Below are 14,885 nucleotides of genomic sequence, written 5' to 3' on the forward strand. Positions count from 1 at the left end.
TTATTTCCAGCCGGCGACGATATAGTCATCGAGGAATTGCCAGAGCGTGCCGGTTTCCGTAAAACCGGCCTGACGCAGGGCGGCAAGCTGGAATTCTACCGTGGTGGCCAGCGGCGTCGGGCGGTCGGCAAAAATGGCGGCGCGCGCATCGATTACCTCGGCCAGCTCGGGATGACGGCTGGCCGCTGTAAACCAGCTGTCCCAGTCCTGCACGCCGGCGGCCCATGCCTTTTCCTGGGTGCTGTCGTCATGAGTCTGGGCAAGCAGCGCCTGACGCGGGTGACGCTGGTCAAAGCGCTGGTGGTCGGCGTTCATGAACATCCCACCTTCATCCAGCAGGTTAAAAACGTTGCGATAAAGCGCTACCTGCTGCTCCGGCAGCAGCCAGTGGATGGCGGTGCTGGATACCACGGCCTGGGGTTTACTGGCGATGACGCTGAAGCAATCTGCGGCTGCCATATCGCCGCTGAAGAACTGAATGCGCCCCCGGTATTCCGCCAGCGCTTCTTTAGCCAGCGCCATCAGCAGCGGATCGAGGTCAATAGCCGTGACGGTTGCCGCCGGAAAACGTTGCAGAAGACGCAGGCTGAACGAGCCCGGGCCGCAGGCCAGATCCACCACGTGGAAGGCTTCTCCATAGCTCATCGCCAGCACATCCAGCGCGGCGTTATAGCGCGCTTCGCGGTGGGCGATGTAGGCGCTTTGTTGTTGATCCCAGTTCTTGAGTAATTCGCGGGCGGGAAAGGTCATCGTTGTTCCTTAGCGTGTATTTGCGTGACAAGCCGGTGTAGAGCCAGAACCGAACGCGCGGAGGCGTCCATGTCATAGCCGGGTAAGATGATGTAACGCTTTGCTTTCACCGCCTTCATGCCGGCGGTGAGCGGGTGATGTTCAAGAAAATCGATTTTGCTGCGGGCGCTGTCGCCGGCTCCGCCCCGGCGCAGGTCGCCCAGAATCAGGTAGTCGGGATCTCGTTCGGCGATAACCTCCCAGCTCATGGCGGGCCACAGCTCCTTGCTATCGGAAAAGATGTTTTGGCTGCCAATGGTTCGGGTTAACAGCTCGGCCGCGCCATGGCCGCCGGCCACGTAAGGGGTCGCCGTCCCGGAGTACCACCACATCAGCGTTCTCGGCGGCAGCGTTATGCGGCTGTCGGCGGCAACCCGCCGCTTCAGCTCGGCGATCAGCGCCTCGGCGCGCGGCTCTACGGCATAAATACGCGCAATATTGCGCAGCTCGGCATAGATGCTGGCGAAGGTGGCGGACGCAGGGGAAGCGCTTTGCAGGCCATTGCACATCCCTTCGATCAGCCAGCTTTTGATTCCCCATTCGGCCATCCTTTCACGACCGGCGGTTTCCGGGCTGTTAAACCAGTAGTAGCTGCCGGAATAGATAAAATCGGGCCGGGAGGCCAGCAGCGCTTCAGCCGACCAGGGGGCATCATCGAGACGAGCGGTTAGCGGTATGTACCAGGGAGACGGCGCGGTATCTTCATCCGGCCGATAGCCGATGGCGCTGATAATGGCATCGCCCAGACGCAGGGCGAGCATGTTTTCCATCGCGGTCGGCATATAGACCACGGTCCGCTGTGGGGCTCGTTCAAACGTCCAGGCGTGCCCGCAGTTTTGCAAGGTCACGGGATGGGCAAAGCTGGCAGAGGCTGCCAGCAGGGCGAGGGCGGCAAGACGTCTCATCAGAAGCGCATATTGATATAGGCTTCATAGGTGCGGCCTGGCGCAATCATCTCCTGCCCGGCATAGGTTCGCTGCCAGGTGTAGAAACGATCCGTCAGGTTGCGCACGCGGGTGCCCACGATGACGTCCTTCAGCACGGCATAATCGGCGTTCAGGTCGAGAGTGGTGTAATCCCCCATTTTGTTGGTGTTGGCGTCATCGTTATAGCTGCTGCCTACATAGTGGAGCTGCGCGCCGAGGCCCAGCCTGTCGGTCGGCATATAGCGCCCGGCAAGATTTGCTGTCCACTGCGGAATGTAGCGCGGCCGGTTGCCGGAAAGGTCCTGCGTACCCTGTTTGAAATCGTCGAAGCGGGCGTGGGTATAGGCGGCATTACCTGTCAGCGTGACGTTATCCAGCGGCTTTAGCGCCCCGCTCAATTCGATGCCTCGAGAGGTCTGCTTGCCAACCGCGTTCCAGACCTCCGCCTGGGTTGCCGACTGCTGGTAAAGATTCTTTTTCTGCAGATCGTAAACGGCGAGCTTTATTGCGCCGCGGGCGAACGTCCCCTTTACGCCCGCTTCGTACTGCCGAACGTCGGTAAGGGGCAGCGACGTCTGTTCAGGGCTGATAAAGAAGATATCGCTGCCGGGCTCTTTACCCGTTGCGTAGTTGGCATAAAGCGTCCAGCTATCGTTAATGGCCCAACTCGGCCCCAGGCCAAAGCTTATGAAGCTATAGTTCCGAGCACGGGTTTGATTATCCTGCTGATAGTGCCAGTGCGTGTCCAGATTGGTGTAGCGTGCCTGGCTTAGCAGGGCGACGGCGTCGGTGATATTCAGGTTGTCTTCCAGCAGCAGGGCGTACTGGTTCTGGGTGATATGGCGGACGGGCGAGCGCATCTTGCCGCCGGCGCCGGTGCGGAAATCATTGGCGGCCGGGTCGGTCAGGAGAACATCTTCCCCGCCCGGAAAACCGTTGGAATAGTACTGGAACTCACGCTTTGAAAAATCGACGCCGGCGGTCACGCGGTTGGCGAATGACGCAATCGGGCGATCCCAGGTGACCATGGTCCGGTTGCCCGTCAGCTTGTCATCGTGCGCAAGATCGCCATAAGAATCGCGGGTCACGTAGCCTGCTTTCTGCGCCGGATAGTAGCGCTCAACGTTCTGCCATTCGCGGAAGCCTTTGTAATAGTAGAACTGGTTTTCAAAGGTTAAATCAGGCGTCGCGTACCAGGACTGGGTCGACTGGAACGAGGTCGCCTGGCTGCGGATATGCGCATCCTGAAGGTTGTTGTAGTTCAGGTGACGTAAATCGCGATCGACTTTGCCGTTGATCGCCGGCGTGCCGAAGTAGGGATTGCGCATGTCCGTTAAGCTACGGTCGATATCAAAGGTTATCTGGGTGTTAGCGGTCGGCGTCAGCAGAAGCTGCGCGCTGACGCGCTCCGGACGGCTGCGCTCTTTCTCAACCTGGGTGCCGGTACTGGACGCGCTGACGTCCACGCGGCCGGCGGCCATCCCCTCAACCAGCGTGCCGCCCGCGCCGATATGGGCGCGATGGCTGTTATAGCTTGACCAGCTATAGTCGGCCTCCACCGGCTGGCGACCGAAGGTGGCTTTGCGTGAAGTCAGGTTGACGCTGCCGCCGGCGGAGCTCAGGCCGTTCAGAATCGAGCCGGTACCGTAGAGGATGTCGACGTTTTCGTAGTGCACCGGATCGGCTATTTGAATCGTGCTGCCGGGTACCGCCACGCCGTTTAGCAGCCAGGAGATGCTCGAGAAGCCGCGCAGCGAAACGCTGTTTGAGAGCGTTGGCGAGCTGGTGCCGGACATTCCCGGCGCGCTCTCGACGACTTCGGTGAGGGTCCGTTTGCCCTGTGCCTGGATAGTTTTCGCGCTGAGGGTTTCCGTATGGCGCGGCGTCTGTTTATCGCTCAGGCCGAGGCGAGAGGCCGAACCGGATGAGAGAAGCGCCGAATCGGCCAGGGCGGCATCGTCGGACGCGCCGCCGGTGACCACCAGGGTTTCATCTGCGGCATAAGTCAGAGGTGCAATGTTTACTGCGACTGCGAGAGCCAGCAAAGAGGGCTTAAGTTTCATCGTTCGCCATTAAATTATTAAATGTTATGTTATAACGTAACATTTAATGTGAGGGAAAAAAAGTAGGCCAATGCGATCGGGTGAGAAGGGGGCTTTTGAGGTAGCTTTATGAAAAGCGCGCGGTGGCTGCAGTTGCGAGATGCATCGTGCCAGAAACGCGGGCTTGTTTAACACGGTTGCGTTTAGCGGTGCAGGGCTCGGAATCATTTCCACGATTAACATTCTGTTTGCTATGAGTTCCAGTTTTTCCTGTGAATTTGTTGGGTGAATAGCTGCAGACGCTTTAAAAGCGTCAGTGGCTATCCCTCGGTTATTAATAATAATGTGATGATCCGATCGGCCGAGGCAATGTGGAAGGGCCGCGCGCTATGATAATGTAGGTAATATTCAGCCATGCAATTACGCTATAGATAGGTGCTTCTTATATTACGCTAGTCTTTTTTAAGGAGTAATTAATCATTAATGTCAGGTGTTGTACTTTTCCGATAGCAGAAAAATGCAACAAGTAAGGTTGAAAAAATAACAGACTGAATTATTGTTGCAGTAAACCTCCTTTCTTCGGGGTAACAGAGTGAAAAAATATATCCACTAACGAGTAATAAGTGAAAAACGAATAAAACCAGCATTGCCATAGTTTCATTTTTACCTCTTTGGTATTATTGTTTCATTTCTTCTTCATCTCGTTATTCACGAAGTGCAGATGTTGATAAGGTGTCAAGTATTTCGTGCAATTTCTGCTGAGATAGATTTTTCATTTTATTTTATATTCGTTCAGGAATATCTGATGTTATCTGGGTTTTGTATGTATATAGCGATCCTGACGCTGATGCGATAATTCCACTAGTGGTCTACTATTCCTTTCGGCGGCCTATAAATGCATTCACAGGTAAAATATATGCCTGTATAAAGTGGAATAAGAGCCTATCCCATTAGGGCTGTTTTACTTGCCATTTTGGCCCTGGGTACTGCCCAAAATCCTCACGTACTACATGTACGCTCCGGTTTCTGCGCGCTGTCGGTGTCCAAACAGGCTGCGTCAATAACCCCGGCTGGGATAGGCGCTAACATCTTTTTTGTTGATCATCCGGTAAAAAAGGTTAGGTCATTTATTTTTTGAGAACATGAATAATCCACCACCAAAAATCAAGGTGGAAATAATTGATTGAATGACCGGTTTTATTAACCCCTTTTCTTCATTGAAATAAATATTAACTAGTAGTGTGAGAATAAAAAGAATCAGGCTTGTCAGACTAATTCTGAGTATTGTTATTCCACCAACATGTCCCAGCATAACCTGCTGCTCCCCCAACTGTACCAAGGATTCCTCCGCCCACCCAACCAGCAACGGTACCGAAGACAGGCAGCGTCATAGTGCCGGTTGCCATCCCGGCAACTGCACCGGCAATACCAACGCTTACTGCAGACTGTCCAGGTCCATTAAGGGTACATTCAGCACCAGCAATAGTATTTATTTCCGCAATAGCCAATTCTCTCATGTGCTATTTCCCTTGTTAATTATTTATCTTTTCTACCTATACCCAATAAACCTGTATATTGAGGTTTATTGGGTGTAGGGAACTATGAGTTACTATTACCTACAGCGTCGCCATACGACTCGCTGATTTTGTTCCTCAGATATAATGTATTAGTCATTCAGCATATTGATAATACAGGCCGGGAATATACTATTTATCCGTAAGTAGCATACGAACCACTGATATCTCCTTTAAAGGTGAATGCTTCTCATTTATCCATTTAATTAAAAAATGTCATATTTAACATGCATAGTCAATGGTTAATTTTTAATGAGTTTTATGTTTATAACTTAAATAAATCAAGACTATAGTTTTGAGATGGATGTATATGCTGCCATTATGTTCTTAAGAAGAGTATTTGTAAGCCAATGAAGGGAGTATGAAGAATAAAATTATGAAAATTAAAAATAACCTGATGAGATTAGATAATAATCCCTGAAGGAATACTCTGTTCAAGGTGAAAGGAATAATGAAATAAATATGAACGCGCTTCAGTCATTAGTTCGTGCTATTTTTGTTCATTCATCCCATAGATATCTGTGCTGTAGTTTCTTACTTCTTCATTGTTCATTTTGATTTCTATCTGTCAATGTTTTATACATGGCGCAAACGGGACTGGAGTCGGAGAGGTGTTATGTTTAACGCGACCTGTATCGTTCCCGATGGCAGAGGGTTTGCTCTATATATCAAGGGGAAAGCGAACTCCAGTCATTGATAAATCTAGCTGGAATGAGGGCGATGATATACGGTCTTATCTACCCGGAAAAGAAGAGGGGAAAGGGCGGTGGATATATGGATTCCGGGTTTAATATATAAATCAACAGAATGGGTATTCCACCGTTTTGATTAAAACTGTCGGAAAATGTAGTCTGGTACATGGGATTTACCGGCTGACCGACTCGGACTAACGCCGAAGGCGTTGAACGGCGCGCTCGTCGCGCCGGCCCCGCAGGGGTGAGCCGCTGGCAGCGAATAATCGAACGTAGTTCGATGGAGAGTCCGGCTGCAGAAAAGCAAAAACCCGCCTTTTGGGCGGGTTCTTTGAATAGTGGTGCCCGGCTCGGACTAACGCCGAAGGCGTTGAACGGCGCGCTCGTCGCGCCGGCCCCGCAGGGGTGAGCCGCTGGCGGCGAATAATCGAACGAAGTTCGATGGAGAGTCCGGCTGCAGAAATGCAAAAACCCAGCCATAGGCTGGGTTCTCTGAATAGTGGTACCCGGCTCGGACTAACGCCGAAGGCGTTGAACGGCGCGCTCGTCGCGCCGGCCCCGAAGGGGTGAGCCGCTGGCGGCGAATAATCGAACGCAGTTCGATGGAGAGTCCGGCTGCAGAAATGCAAAAACCCGCCTTTTGGGCGGGTTCTTTAAATAGTGGTGCCCGGACTCGGAATCGAACCAAGGACACGGGGATTTTCAATCCCCTGCTCTACCGACTGAGCTATCCGGGCAACGGGGCGAATTAAACCGTAATCCACTCCGCGCGTCAACCACATTTCTTGATTTTCCTGCCGATTGCTTAACTTTGCGGCAGTTTTGCATCAGAAGCCGCGTTTTGACCATAATTCACATCATCCCGTTGTCGCCCTGACGGATTTTCCAGCCGCTGACCGCAGAGATGACGTGGCGTAAACCGGAAAGGGTATAGTCGCCGATCACCTCTTCGTCTTCGCGCGGGGAGCTGATGGTAATCTCCGCATCGACGCCGTGGCGGTAGGTCCCGTGGTGGCTAAAAATCGTGCCGATGAAGCATTTGTCGTTCAGCCAGACGGGAATATAGGCCACCGTTTCATAGATATAGTTTGAGGCGATGCCGCTGTAGTAGTTATCCGCATCGTCGGAGGAGGTGCCGGGAGGAATGGGGCAAATCGGCGCGTCGCTATCGGTTTGCGGCCTATCTTTCAGCAGGGTGCCCTGCATAACCTCCAGCGACCTGAGTAAATCCGCCTTATCTTTGGCATTCAGCGCCGGGGTTAACGGCTGGTCTTTCTCCGGCGAGCTGATGGTATTCAGCATATAGCGGTAGCGAATCGTCACCGCCGGAGTCCTGTCCGTCGGGCTGAAGGGACGCAGCAGATACAGATTATCCTCGCCGAACTGGCCGTTGTACCAAAGCGCATACACCTGGCCGTTAATTCTGACCCACTGGCTCCACTGGTTGGCCCCGCGCCCGTTGAGGGAGAACAGCGCGCCGGGTACGCCGGCGTCAAAATCATCGTCGTCATCGCTATCGCTGCCGTTGACGCTATCAAAGGTGTCATCGCCGCGTTTTAAGACCCCGGTATAGCTGAATAAGCCGGTTCCGCCGACGTAGCTGTCGATAATCAAATCGCGCCTGCCGTCGTTATCGAGATCGATAAGCGTAAAGCTGACCTTGCCGTTTTCCGAGTCAGCGCTAATATCGGAATGGAGAAACGCCTGCCACTCATCGTCGCTGATATCGGCGGAAGGCTTGTTTGTTGACACTAAGGTATCGTCGGCATAGGTCAGCGTAAAGTTGGTGACGTGGCCGGTGAGCGGGAACTGCTCGGCGATCTTATTCAGCTCCAGCTCCGGATTGGCCTTTTGCTCTTTCAGCACGGCGCTATACAGCGCCTTGAGCGCGAGATTATCGGCATCTTTCTGCTGCTTAGGACGCACCTGGCTGACGAAGGTCGGCAGCATCCAGGTCCCGCCGGGGGTAATTTCGCGGCACATGCCGGTGGTATATTTCAGGCTCTGGACGAACGATTTACCGTCCCAGACCCGCTCCTCCCCGCTCACGCAGTCGGCGATGCCGCGGCCTTTGTTGAAAAACGCGATCGCGCCATCGGCATAGCTGGAGGCATCGGTGGAGATCGGCTGAGGTTTAGCCTGCGCGGCACTGTCCACCACCCACATGGCGTAACCGTCGTTATAGGCGGCCCGCCAGCACAGGGCCTGGATAAGCCAATGGCTTTTATCGATGGCGGTGGCGGTTATTTGCCGTTCCCGGGCGGGGATATCTTTGTTTTGCCAGTCGTCACAGCGGCTATTCAGCAGCGGGATCAGCTCCGGGAGGAGGCGCTGGCGCTGTTTGGCGGTCAATGGTTCGGGCTGCGCGTTGTGGAGCGTTGGGGCGGCGATAATCTCCGGGGCGGGCAGCGCGTTCAGCGTATTGCTATCGTCGGCATCGCCTTTGCGCAGCAGCGCGTCCGCGGTACCCAGGCGCTGCTGAAATTCGTCGATCTTGAGAAATACCGCGCTGCTGCCCGCACTCGAGAGCGGCTTGCGCGCGCCGTTAAGCGAAATCTCAATGCGGCTTTCATGCTCCAGGGCCTGGATCAGCGCCGCCGTTTGCGTGCTATCGAAGCGGAAGTGGCTGTCGTCTTTAGCATCCAGCGTCCCGCGATCCTGATTGTCGATCAGCAGGCGCACGGTGGCGTCAGGGGGGATATCGCGATCGGTCTGGGCAAAGGTCACCTGGCCGCTTACGCGCTGATCCGGGCCCGCGCTGCGGGTCAGCAGGACGCTGACTTCACCGAGGTTGACGCCGTAGCCCGCGGCCCGGCAGGTGCCGGTATTATCACAGGCGACTTCCCAGTCTTTATACGCGAAAGAAAAACCCTGTACGGGAGCCGCCAGCAGCGATATCGGACATAGCCCGATGATGGCAACCCAAAGGAGAGAACGCATATAAAACCCTGTCAGCATGTCGGTGAGAGGGAAATTATATGCGCGAAGGATCGGTTAAGATATCGGAATCAGGTTAGCGCGCCGCCCATTCGACACTGGGCAAAACGCAGGATGTCCTCCGCCAGGCGCTGGGCGGTATCGACGTCGGCCTGGCTGCGCTTCACCAGCAGGCGGCTCAGGCAGCCTTCGACGATAAGCTCCATCTGTTTGGCAACCATCGCCGGGTCATCCACTTCCAACTGGGTCAGCAGCTCGTGCGTATAGGCGAGCGAAGCCTGCTTCTGCTGTTCAGCCAGCTGATGAATCGGGTGCTGGGCATCCGGATAGAAGGTGCAGGCGGCAATAAACAGGCAGCCGGGATAGCGGTGATTGCTCACGCATCGGGTCAGCGCCGCATAGCGCGCCAGCAGCTTTTGCTCCGCCGTTAGCGTCTCGTCCAGCAGCAGCTGGCGACGCCATGCGTCAACCTGATGGCTGAGATAGCGGAGGGCGTCATACAGTAGCGCTTCGCGGTCTGGCCAGAAGCGCTTGAGGTCATCGATCGGATAAGCAACGCGCTCGGCGACCATCTCCAGCGTGGTGTTGGCGATACCTTCGATTTCAAGAATTTGTATGGCTTCACCCAGAACATCTTCACGTTGCACGGTTTTCTCCTCCATTTTACCTCCTAAAGTGTCGTTCACGGTTGCCGATCGCGCAAATGGGCGCTGAATGCCGCGGCATCCATAAAGCCGGTGACGCGCTGCGCGGGCTGCTCCTCTCCCTGCGCGTTAAAGAACAGAATCGTCGGCAGGCCGAGCACCCGCAAATGCTTCAGCAGGGCGACGTCCTGCGGGCTGTTCTTCGTGACGTCTACCTGCAGCAGAACGGTATCTTTCAGGGCCTGTTGTACTTCCGCTGTGCTAAAGGTGTATTTTTCGAACTCTTTACAGGCCACGCACCAGTCAGCGTACAAATCTAGCATAACCGGCCGGCCTTTAGCCTGCGCCAGCGCCCGATCGAGCTCATCGACGGTGCTGACGCGGGTAAACGCCAGGTGCGCCTGCTGTTGCGCCGTCGGCGCGTCGAACGCCCAGTCCTGCAGCGGACGAACGCTCACCAGCGCGGCGGCCAGCAGCACGATCTGCAGGATGCGCTGCCACGGACGGGTGGCGCCAAGGGAGGTGATAAAGGCCCAGCTAAAGAAGGCCACCGCCAGCAGCGACCACAGGCGCATCCCCCATACTTCGCCCAGGATACGCTCCAGTAAAAACACCGGCAGCGCCAGGATGACAAAACCGAACGCGGTCTTCACATGGGCCATCCACGGGCCGCTCTTCGGCAGCAGACGGTTGCCAAACACGGTGACCAGAATCAGCGGTAGCCCCATGCCGAGCGCGTAGAGATACAGCGTGCCGCCGCCCAGCCACAGGTTACCGCTTTGCGCGATGTACAGCAAAATCGCGCTCAGCGGCGCCGTTGTACAGGGCGAGCAGATAAGCCCGGCAATGGCGCCCATGGCAAACACGCCGCCTGCGGAACCGCCGCGTTGGGTATTGCTCATCAGCGTCAGGCGCGTCTGCAAGGATGACGGCAGCTGCAGGGTAAACAGGCCAAACATCGACAGCGCCAGCAGAATAAAGACCGCCGACAGGCCGATCAGCACGTACGGATGCTGCAGCGCCGCCTGGAACTGCAGGCCCGCGGCGGCCACCACCATACCCAGCGCGGTATAGGTCAGCGCCATCCCCTGGACATAGATAAACGCCAGCAGCAGCGCGCGAGCGGTAGAAAGCCGGCGTTCGCCACCGAGTACGATACCCGAGATCAGCGGATACATCGGCAGCACGCAGGGCGTAAACGCGATACCGATACCAATTAATAGCGCCCAGAGCGCGGAGAACGGAAGCTGGCTGCCATCCGTCGCGGCTGCGGGCCGCTCTGGCGCTGAGGGCGCGGCGGCTGCAGCCGGCGGCCGTTCCGCCAGCGCCGGACGAGGCTCTACCGGGAGCGGCGGGTTAAGCTTCGGTGCGCCAGCGACGGGAAGCGCCGGGCGCGCGGGAGCCTGCCCGTCGCTGGAGAGCGCCAGCGCCGCGCTGAGCGGCACCACTTTAGTTTCCGGCGGATAGCAGAAGCCGGCGTCGGCACAGCCCTGCCAGGTCACGGTCAGCGTGGCCCCTTTGGCGGCCTGGGTGAGCGTAACCGGCACGGTTAGCCGCTGGCGATAAATCTCACTTTTGCCGTAAAACTCATCGTCGTGCCATTCGCCGGACGGCAGCGATGGCTCAAGGAAAGCGGCGTCTGCGGCGCTGAGCTTGATCTGTTTGCGGTAGAGATAGTAACCCTCCTTGATTTGCCAGGTCAGGTTTACCTCGTGCTGGCTCTGCTGAAAATCAAAGGCAAAAGCCTGGTCAGCAGGCACAAAATTTGAGCGGCCGGGCGTATCAAAGAGCCCAGCGAAGGCGGACGTACTGCAGAGCAGCAGAATCAGCGTAATGATGCGTTGAGCCATGAGAGGTAATCAGTGTCTCCGTGAGTGACGGGTAAAACCAGTAATTCGGGGGTTTGATACGGGTGATGGGACTTCAGGCACTCCAGCAGCGCCTGCTGATGGGCGCGGTCGGTTTTCAGCAGCATCTGCACTTCATACTCCTGCTCCAGCTTGCCTTCCCAGTAGTAGAGGGAGGTTGCGCCAGGCAGGAGAGTGGCGCAGGCGGCCAGCTTTTCTGCCAGCACTTTGGCCGCTAAATCCTGGGCGGTCGCTTCATCCGGCGCGGTGCAGAGTACAACAACGGCATCAGGCGTAGTCATCGTGAACCTCGTATCAGCGAAAAGAGGCACTATAGCACGCAAGATGCGGGGGGATTAATGAAACGGGCCACGATGTGGCCCGAATTTAAGCAGTTTTACAGCACGATGCCGCCGATGATGAACCCCAAAATGACGCACAGGGTTATGGCGATCACTCCGGGGATCAGGAAGGCGTGGTTGAAGACGTATTTGCCGATGCGGGTGGAGCCGGTGTCATCCATTTCGACCGCCGCCAGCAGCGTCGGGTAGGTCGGCAGGACGAACAGCGCGGAGACCGCAGCAAAGGAGGCAATGGCGGTCAGCGGACTCACGCCAAGCAGCAGCGCCGCAGGCATCAGCGCCTTGGTGGTCGCAGCCTGGGAGTAGAGCAGGGTCGCGGCGAAGAACAGCACCACCGCCAGCAGCCACGGGTAGTTGTGCAGCAGATCGCCCGCCACCGCCTGGATATCAGAGATATGCGCCTTCACGAAGGTATCGCCCAGCCAGGCAACGCCCAGCACGCAGACGCAGGCGCTCATCCCGGATTTAAAGGTGCTGGCGTTCAGCACTTCGCTGGTATCGATCTTACAGGTGATGCTAATCAGCGTGGCGATGGTCAGCATGAAGACCACGATCGCTTCGTTGCGCGGCAGTACCGGGTTCTGAATCAGTCCGACGGTATCGCTGATGGCGGTAGCGTAGAACATGACCGCGACGATCCCGATCAGGAACAGCAGCACCGAACGTTTGGCGTGCGGCTTCAGCTGGAATACCTGGCTTCCGCGCAGTTTGACTTCCCCTTTTGCCAGGCGCTCCTGGTAAACCGGGTCATCTTTCAGCTCGCAGCCGAGGAAGTTACACACCACGGCGGTGATCATCACGGCAATCAGCGTCACCGGAATACAGATAGCCAGCAGCGTCAGGTAGCTGACGCCCAGCGGCTCCAGAATGCCGGCGAAAAATACCACCGCGGCGGAAATTGGCGAGGCGGTAATCGCAATCTGCGAGGCCACGACGGCAATCGACAGCGGGCGGGAGGGGCGAATGCCCTGCTCCTTCGCCACTTCGGTGATTACCGGTAGGGTCGAGAAGGCGGTGTGGCCTGTTCCCGCGAGGACCGTCATAAACCAGGTGACCAGCGGGGCGAGAAAGGTGATGTACTTCGGATGACGGCGCAGCAGGCGCTCTGCAAGGCTGACCAGGTAGTCCATGCCGCCGGCAACCTGCATGGCGGCAATCGCGGCGATGACCGCCATGATGATCTCAATGACGTCGAAGGGGATCGCGCCGGGCTTGATTTGAAAGATTAAGGTCAGGACGAGGACGCCCAGACCACCGGCGAATCCGATACCGATACCACCCAGCCTGGCGCCCAGGTAGATAGCCAGCAGGACAATGACGAGCTCTGCACCAAACATATGTTCCTTCCTTGTTTTTTAACAAGTTGATATTGAATTGTTGTGATTTCGTAAACCCAGAAAAGCAAAAAGGCATGTCATTGCTGACATGCCTTCGTTGAGTTTAACCTGAAAGCTTACTGTTCGCTTTCATCGGTAAAACGCTTTGCTTTATAGGCCGGATGCATCAGGTTGTGCGGAGAGAAAATATCGTCCAGCTCCGCTTCGGTGAGCAAACCTCGTTCCAGCACCACTTCCCGCACGCTCTTACCGGTTTCGGCGCAAATCTTGCCGACGATATCGCCATTGTGGTGGCCGATAAACGGGTTGAGGTAGGTGACGATGCCGATGGAGTTGTAAACATAGCTTTCGCACACCGCTTTGTTAGCGGTAATGCCGTTTACGCATTTTTCCAGCAGGTTATAGCAGGCGTTGGTCAGGATATGAATGGACTCGAACATCGCCTGGCCGATAACCGGCTCCATCACGTTCAGCTGCAGCTGGCCGGCTTCTGAGGCCATCGTGACGGTGGTGTCGTTGCCGATCACCTTGAAGCACACCTGGTTAACGACTTCCGGCACCACCGGGTTAACCTTGGCCGGCATGATGGATGAACCCGCCTGCAGCTCCGGCAGGTTGATTTCGTTCAGGCCAGCGCGCGGGCCGGAAGAGAGCAGGCGCAGGTCGTTACAGATTTTAGACAGCTTCACCGCCAGGCGTTTCAGCGAGCTATGCACCATGACGTAGGCGCCGCAGTCGGAGGTGGCTTCAATCAGGTCTTCCGCCGGAACAACCGGCAGGCTGCTGACTTCCGCGAGTTTTTGTACCGCCAGCTGCTGATAGCCGTCCGGGGTATTCAGGCGCGTGCCGATGGCGGTGGCGCCGAGGTTCACTTCCAGCAGCAGCTCTGCGGTACGCAGAATGCATTTTGTTTCTTCGTTCAGCAGAACGTTGAAGGCGTGGAACTCCTGGCCGAGGGTCATCGGTACCGCATCCTGCAGCTGGGTACGACCCATTTTCAGGACGTCCTGGAACTCAACGGCTTTGCTCTGGAAGCCTTCGCCCAGCTGGTTAATAGCGTCGGTTAATTTCAGCAGGGAGGCATACACCGCGATGCGGAAACCGGTCGGGTAGGCATCGTTAGTGGACTGACATTTGTTAACGTGGTCGTTGGGGTTCAGGTACTGGTATTCACCTTTCTGGTGGCCCATCAGCTCAAGACCGATGTTTGCCAGCACTTCGTTGGTGTTCATGTTGACGGAAGTACCCGCGCCACCCTGGAACACGTCAACCGGGAACTGATCCATGCACTTGCCGTTATTCAGCACTTCATCACATGCGGCAATAATGGTATTCGCGACGCCTTTAGGAATGGTTTGCAGCTCTTTGTTGGCCATGGCAGCGGCCTTTTTCACCATCACCATACCGCGCACAAACTCGGGAATATCGCTGATTTTGCTATTGCTGATGTAGAAGTTTTCAATCGCTCTCAGAGTATGAACGCCGTAGTAGGCGTCAGCTGGAACTTCCCTGGTACCCAACAGATCTTCTTCGATACGAATGTTGTTTAACATGTGAACCTTCTTTTTCAAGCTGCCAATGAATTCACCAAATACGCAGAATTTATAGGATTTAGCGCATTTTCTCACCGAAGATTATTTCCTTAATCGGCCTGGTGCCCACGATCATATGCTGATGATAGCGAATATCAGTAATCTTGATCACTTATTATGTAGTGAGGGCTATAAGAATTATT

At 55.8% G+C, this 14,885-nt stretch carries 9 protein-coding genes and 1 tRNA gene; all 10 read right to left on the bottom strand.

Annotation, left to right across the window (positions count from 1 at the left end; genetic code table 11):
• A complete protein-coding gene (locus M2416_RS13970; RefSeq protein ID WP_259224979.1) occupies positions 1-750 on the bottom strand; it encodes a class I SAM-dependent methyltransferase in 750 nt (249 codons plus the stop codon).
• Positions 747-1,694 carry an ABC transporter substrate-binding protein gene (locus M2416_RS13975; protein ID WP_259224984.1) on the bottom strand — a complete coding sequence of 316 codons (948 nt, stop codon included), beginning with the start codon at positions 1,692-1,694 and terminating at the stop codon, positions 747-749. The genes M2416_RS13970 and M2416_RS13975 overlap by 4 nt, the downstream gene beginning before the upstream one ends.
• Positions 1,694-3,778 carry a TonB-dependent siderophore receptor gene (locus M2416_RS13980; RefSeq protein ID WP_259224992.1) on the bottom strand — a complete coding sequence of 695 codons (2,085 nt, stop codon included), beginning with the start codon at positions 3,776-3,778 and terminating at the stop codon, positions 1,694-1,696. Before M2416_RS13980 ends, M2416_RS13975 begins: the two co-directional genes overlap by 1 nt.
• A 2,906-nt stretch (positions 3,779-6,684) precedes the next feature.
• Positions 6,685-6,760: transfer RNA gene (locus tag M2416_RS13985), tRNA-Phe, on the bottom strand.
• A gap of 115 nt (positions 6,761-6,875) precedes the next feature.
• Positions 6,876-8,963 (bottom strand): DUF1176 domain-containing protein, encoded by a 2,088-nt coding sequence (locus M2416_RS13990; RefSeq protein WP_259225000.1) that lies wholly within the window; start codon positions 8,961-8,963, stop codon positions 6,876-6,878.
• Positions 8,964-9,031: 68 nt separating this feature from the next.
• The gene (locus tag M2416_RS13995; protein ID WP_071844997.1) at positions 9,032-9,607 is read right to left on the bottom strand and encodes a transcriptional regulator; all 576 of its coding nucleotides are present in this window, start codon (positions 9,605-9,607) and stop codon (positions 9,032-9,034) included.
• A 35-nt stretch (positions 9,608-9,642) separates the two neighbouring features.
• Entirely contained in the window at positions 9,643-11,454 is a 1,812-nt protein-coding gene (locus M2416_RS14000) for a protein-disulfide reductase DsbD (RefSeq protein ID WP_259225002.1), read from the bottom strand.
• Complete coding sequence (cutA, locus tag M2416_RS14005) at positions 11,430-11,753, bottom strand: divalent cation tolerance protein CutA (protein ID WP_041143683.1); 324 nt, start codon at positions 11,751-11,753, stop codon at positions 11,430-11,432. The genes M2416_RS14000 and cutA overlap by 25 nt, the downstream gene beginning before the upstream one ends.
• Before the next feature lie 95 nt (positions 11,754-11,848).
• Positions 11,849-13,150 carry an anaerobic C4-dicarboxylate transporter gene (locus M2416_RS14010; protein ID WP_045853385.1) on the bottom strand — a complete coding sequence of 434 codons (1,302 nt, stop codon included), beginning with the start codon at positions 13,148-13,150 and terminating at the stop codon, positions 11,849-11,851.
• A 116-nt stretch (positions 13,151-13,266) separates the two neighbouring features.
• The gene (gene aspA, locus M2416_RS14015) at positions 13,267-14,703 is read right to left on the bottom strand and encodes an aspartate ammonia-lyase (RefSeq protein ID WP_041143685.1); all 1,437 of its coding nucleotides are present in this window, start codon (positions 14,701-14,703) and stop codon (positions 13,267-13,269) included.
• Positions 14,704-14,885: the final 182 nt, after the last annotated feature.

It is taken from the genome of Klebsiella sp. BIGb0132 (assembly GCF_024810075.1).
GTDB classification, from domain to species: Bacteria; Pseudomonadota; Gammaproteobacteria; order Enterobacterales; family Enterobacteriaceae; genus Klebsiella; species Klebsiella terrigena.

Excerpts from the sequence above, each read along its gene's own strand:
- M2416_RS14010 (WP_045853385.1), bottom strand. The coding sequence starts at position 13,150 with ATGTTTGGTGCAGAGCTCGTCATTGTCCTGCTGGCTATCTACCTGGGC.
- M2416_RS14000 (WP_259225002.1), bottom strand. The coding sequence starts at position 11,454 with ATGGCTCAACGCATCATTACGCTGATTCTGCTGCTCTGCAGTACGTCC.
- M2416_RS13975 (WP_259224984.1), bottom strand. The coding sequence starts at position 1,694 with ATGAGACGTCTTGCCGCCCTCGCCCTGCTGGCAGCCTCTGCCAGCTTT.
- M2416_RS13970 (WP_259224979.1), bottom strand. The coding sequence starts at position 750 with ATGACCTTTCCCGCCCGCGAATTACTCAAGAACTGGGATCAACAACAA.
- M2416_RS13980 (WP_259224992.1), bottom strand. The coding sequence starts at position 3,778 with ATGAAACTTAAGCCCTCTTTGCTGGCTCTCGCAGTCGCAGTAAACATT.
- aspA (WP_041143685.1), bottom strand. The coding sequence starts at position 14,703 with ATGTTAAACAACATTCGTATCGAAGAAGATCTGTTGGGTACCAGGGAA.
- cutA (WP_041143683.1), bottom strand. The coding sequence starts at position 11,753 with ATGACTACGCCTGATGCCGTTGTTGTACTCTGCACCGCGCCGGATGAA.
- M2416_RS13990 (WP_259225000.1), bottom strand. The coding sequence starts at position 8,963 with ATGCGTTCTCTCCTTTGGGTTGCCATCATCGGGCTATGTCCGATATCG.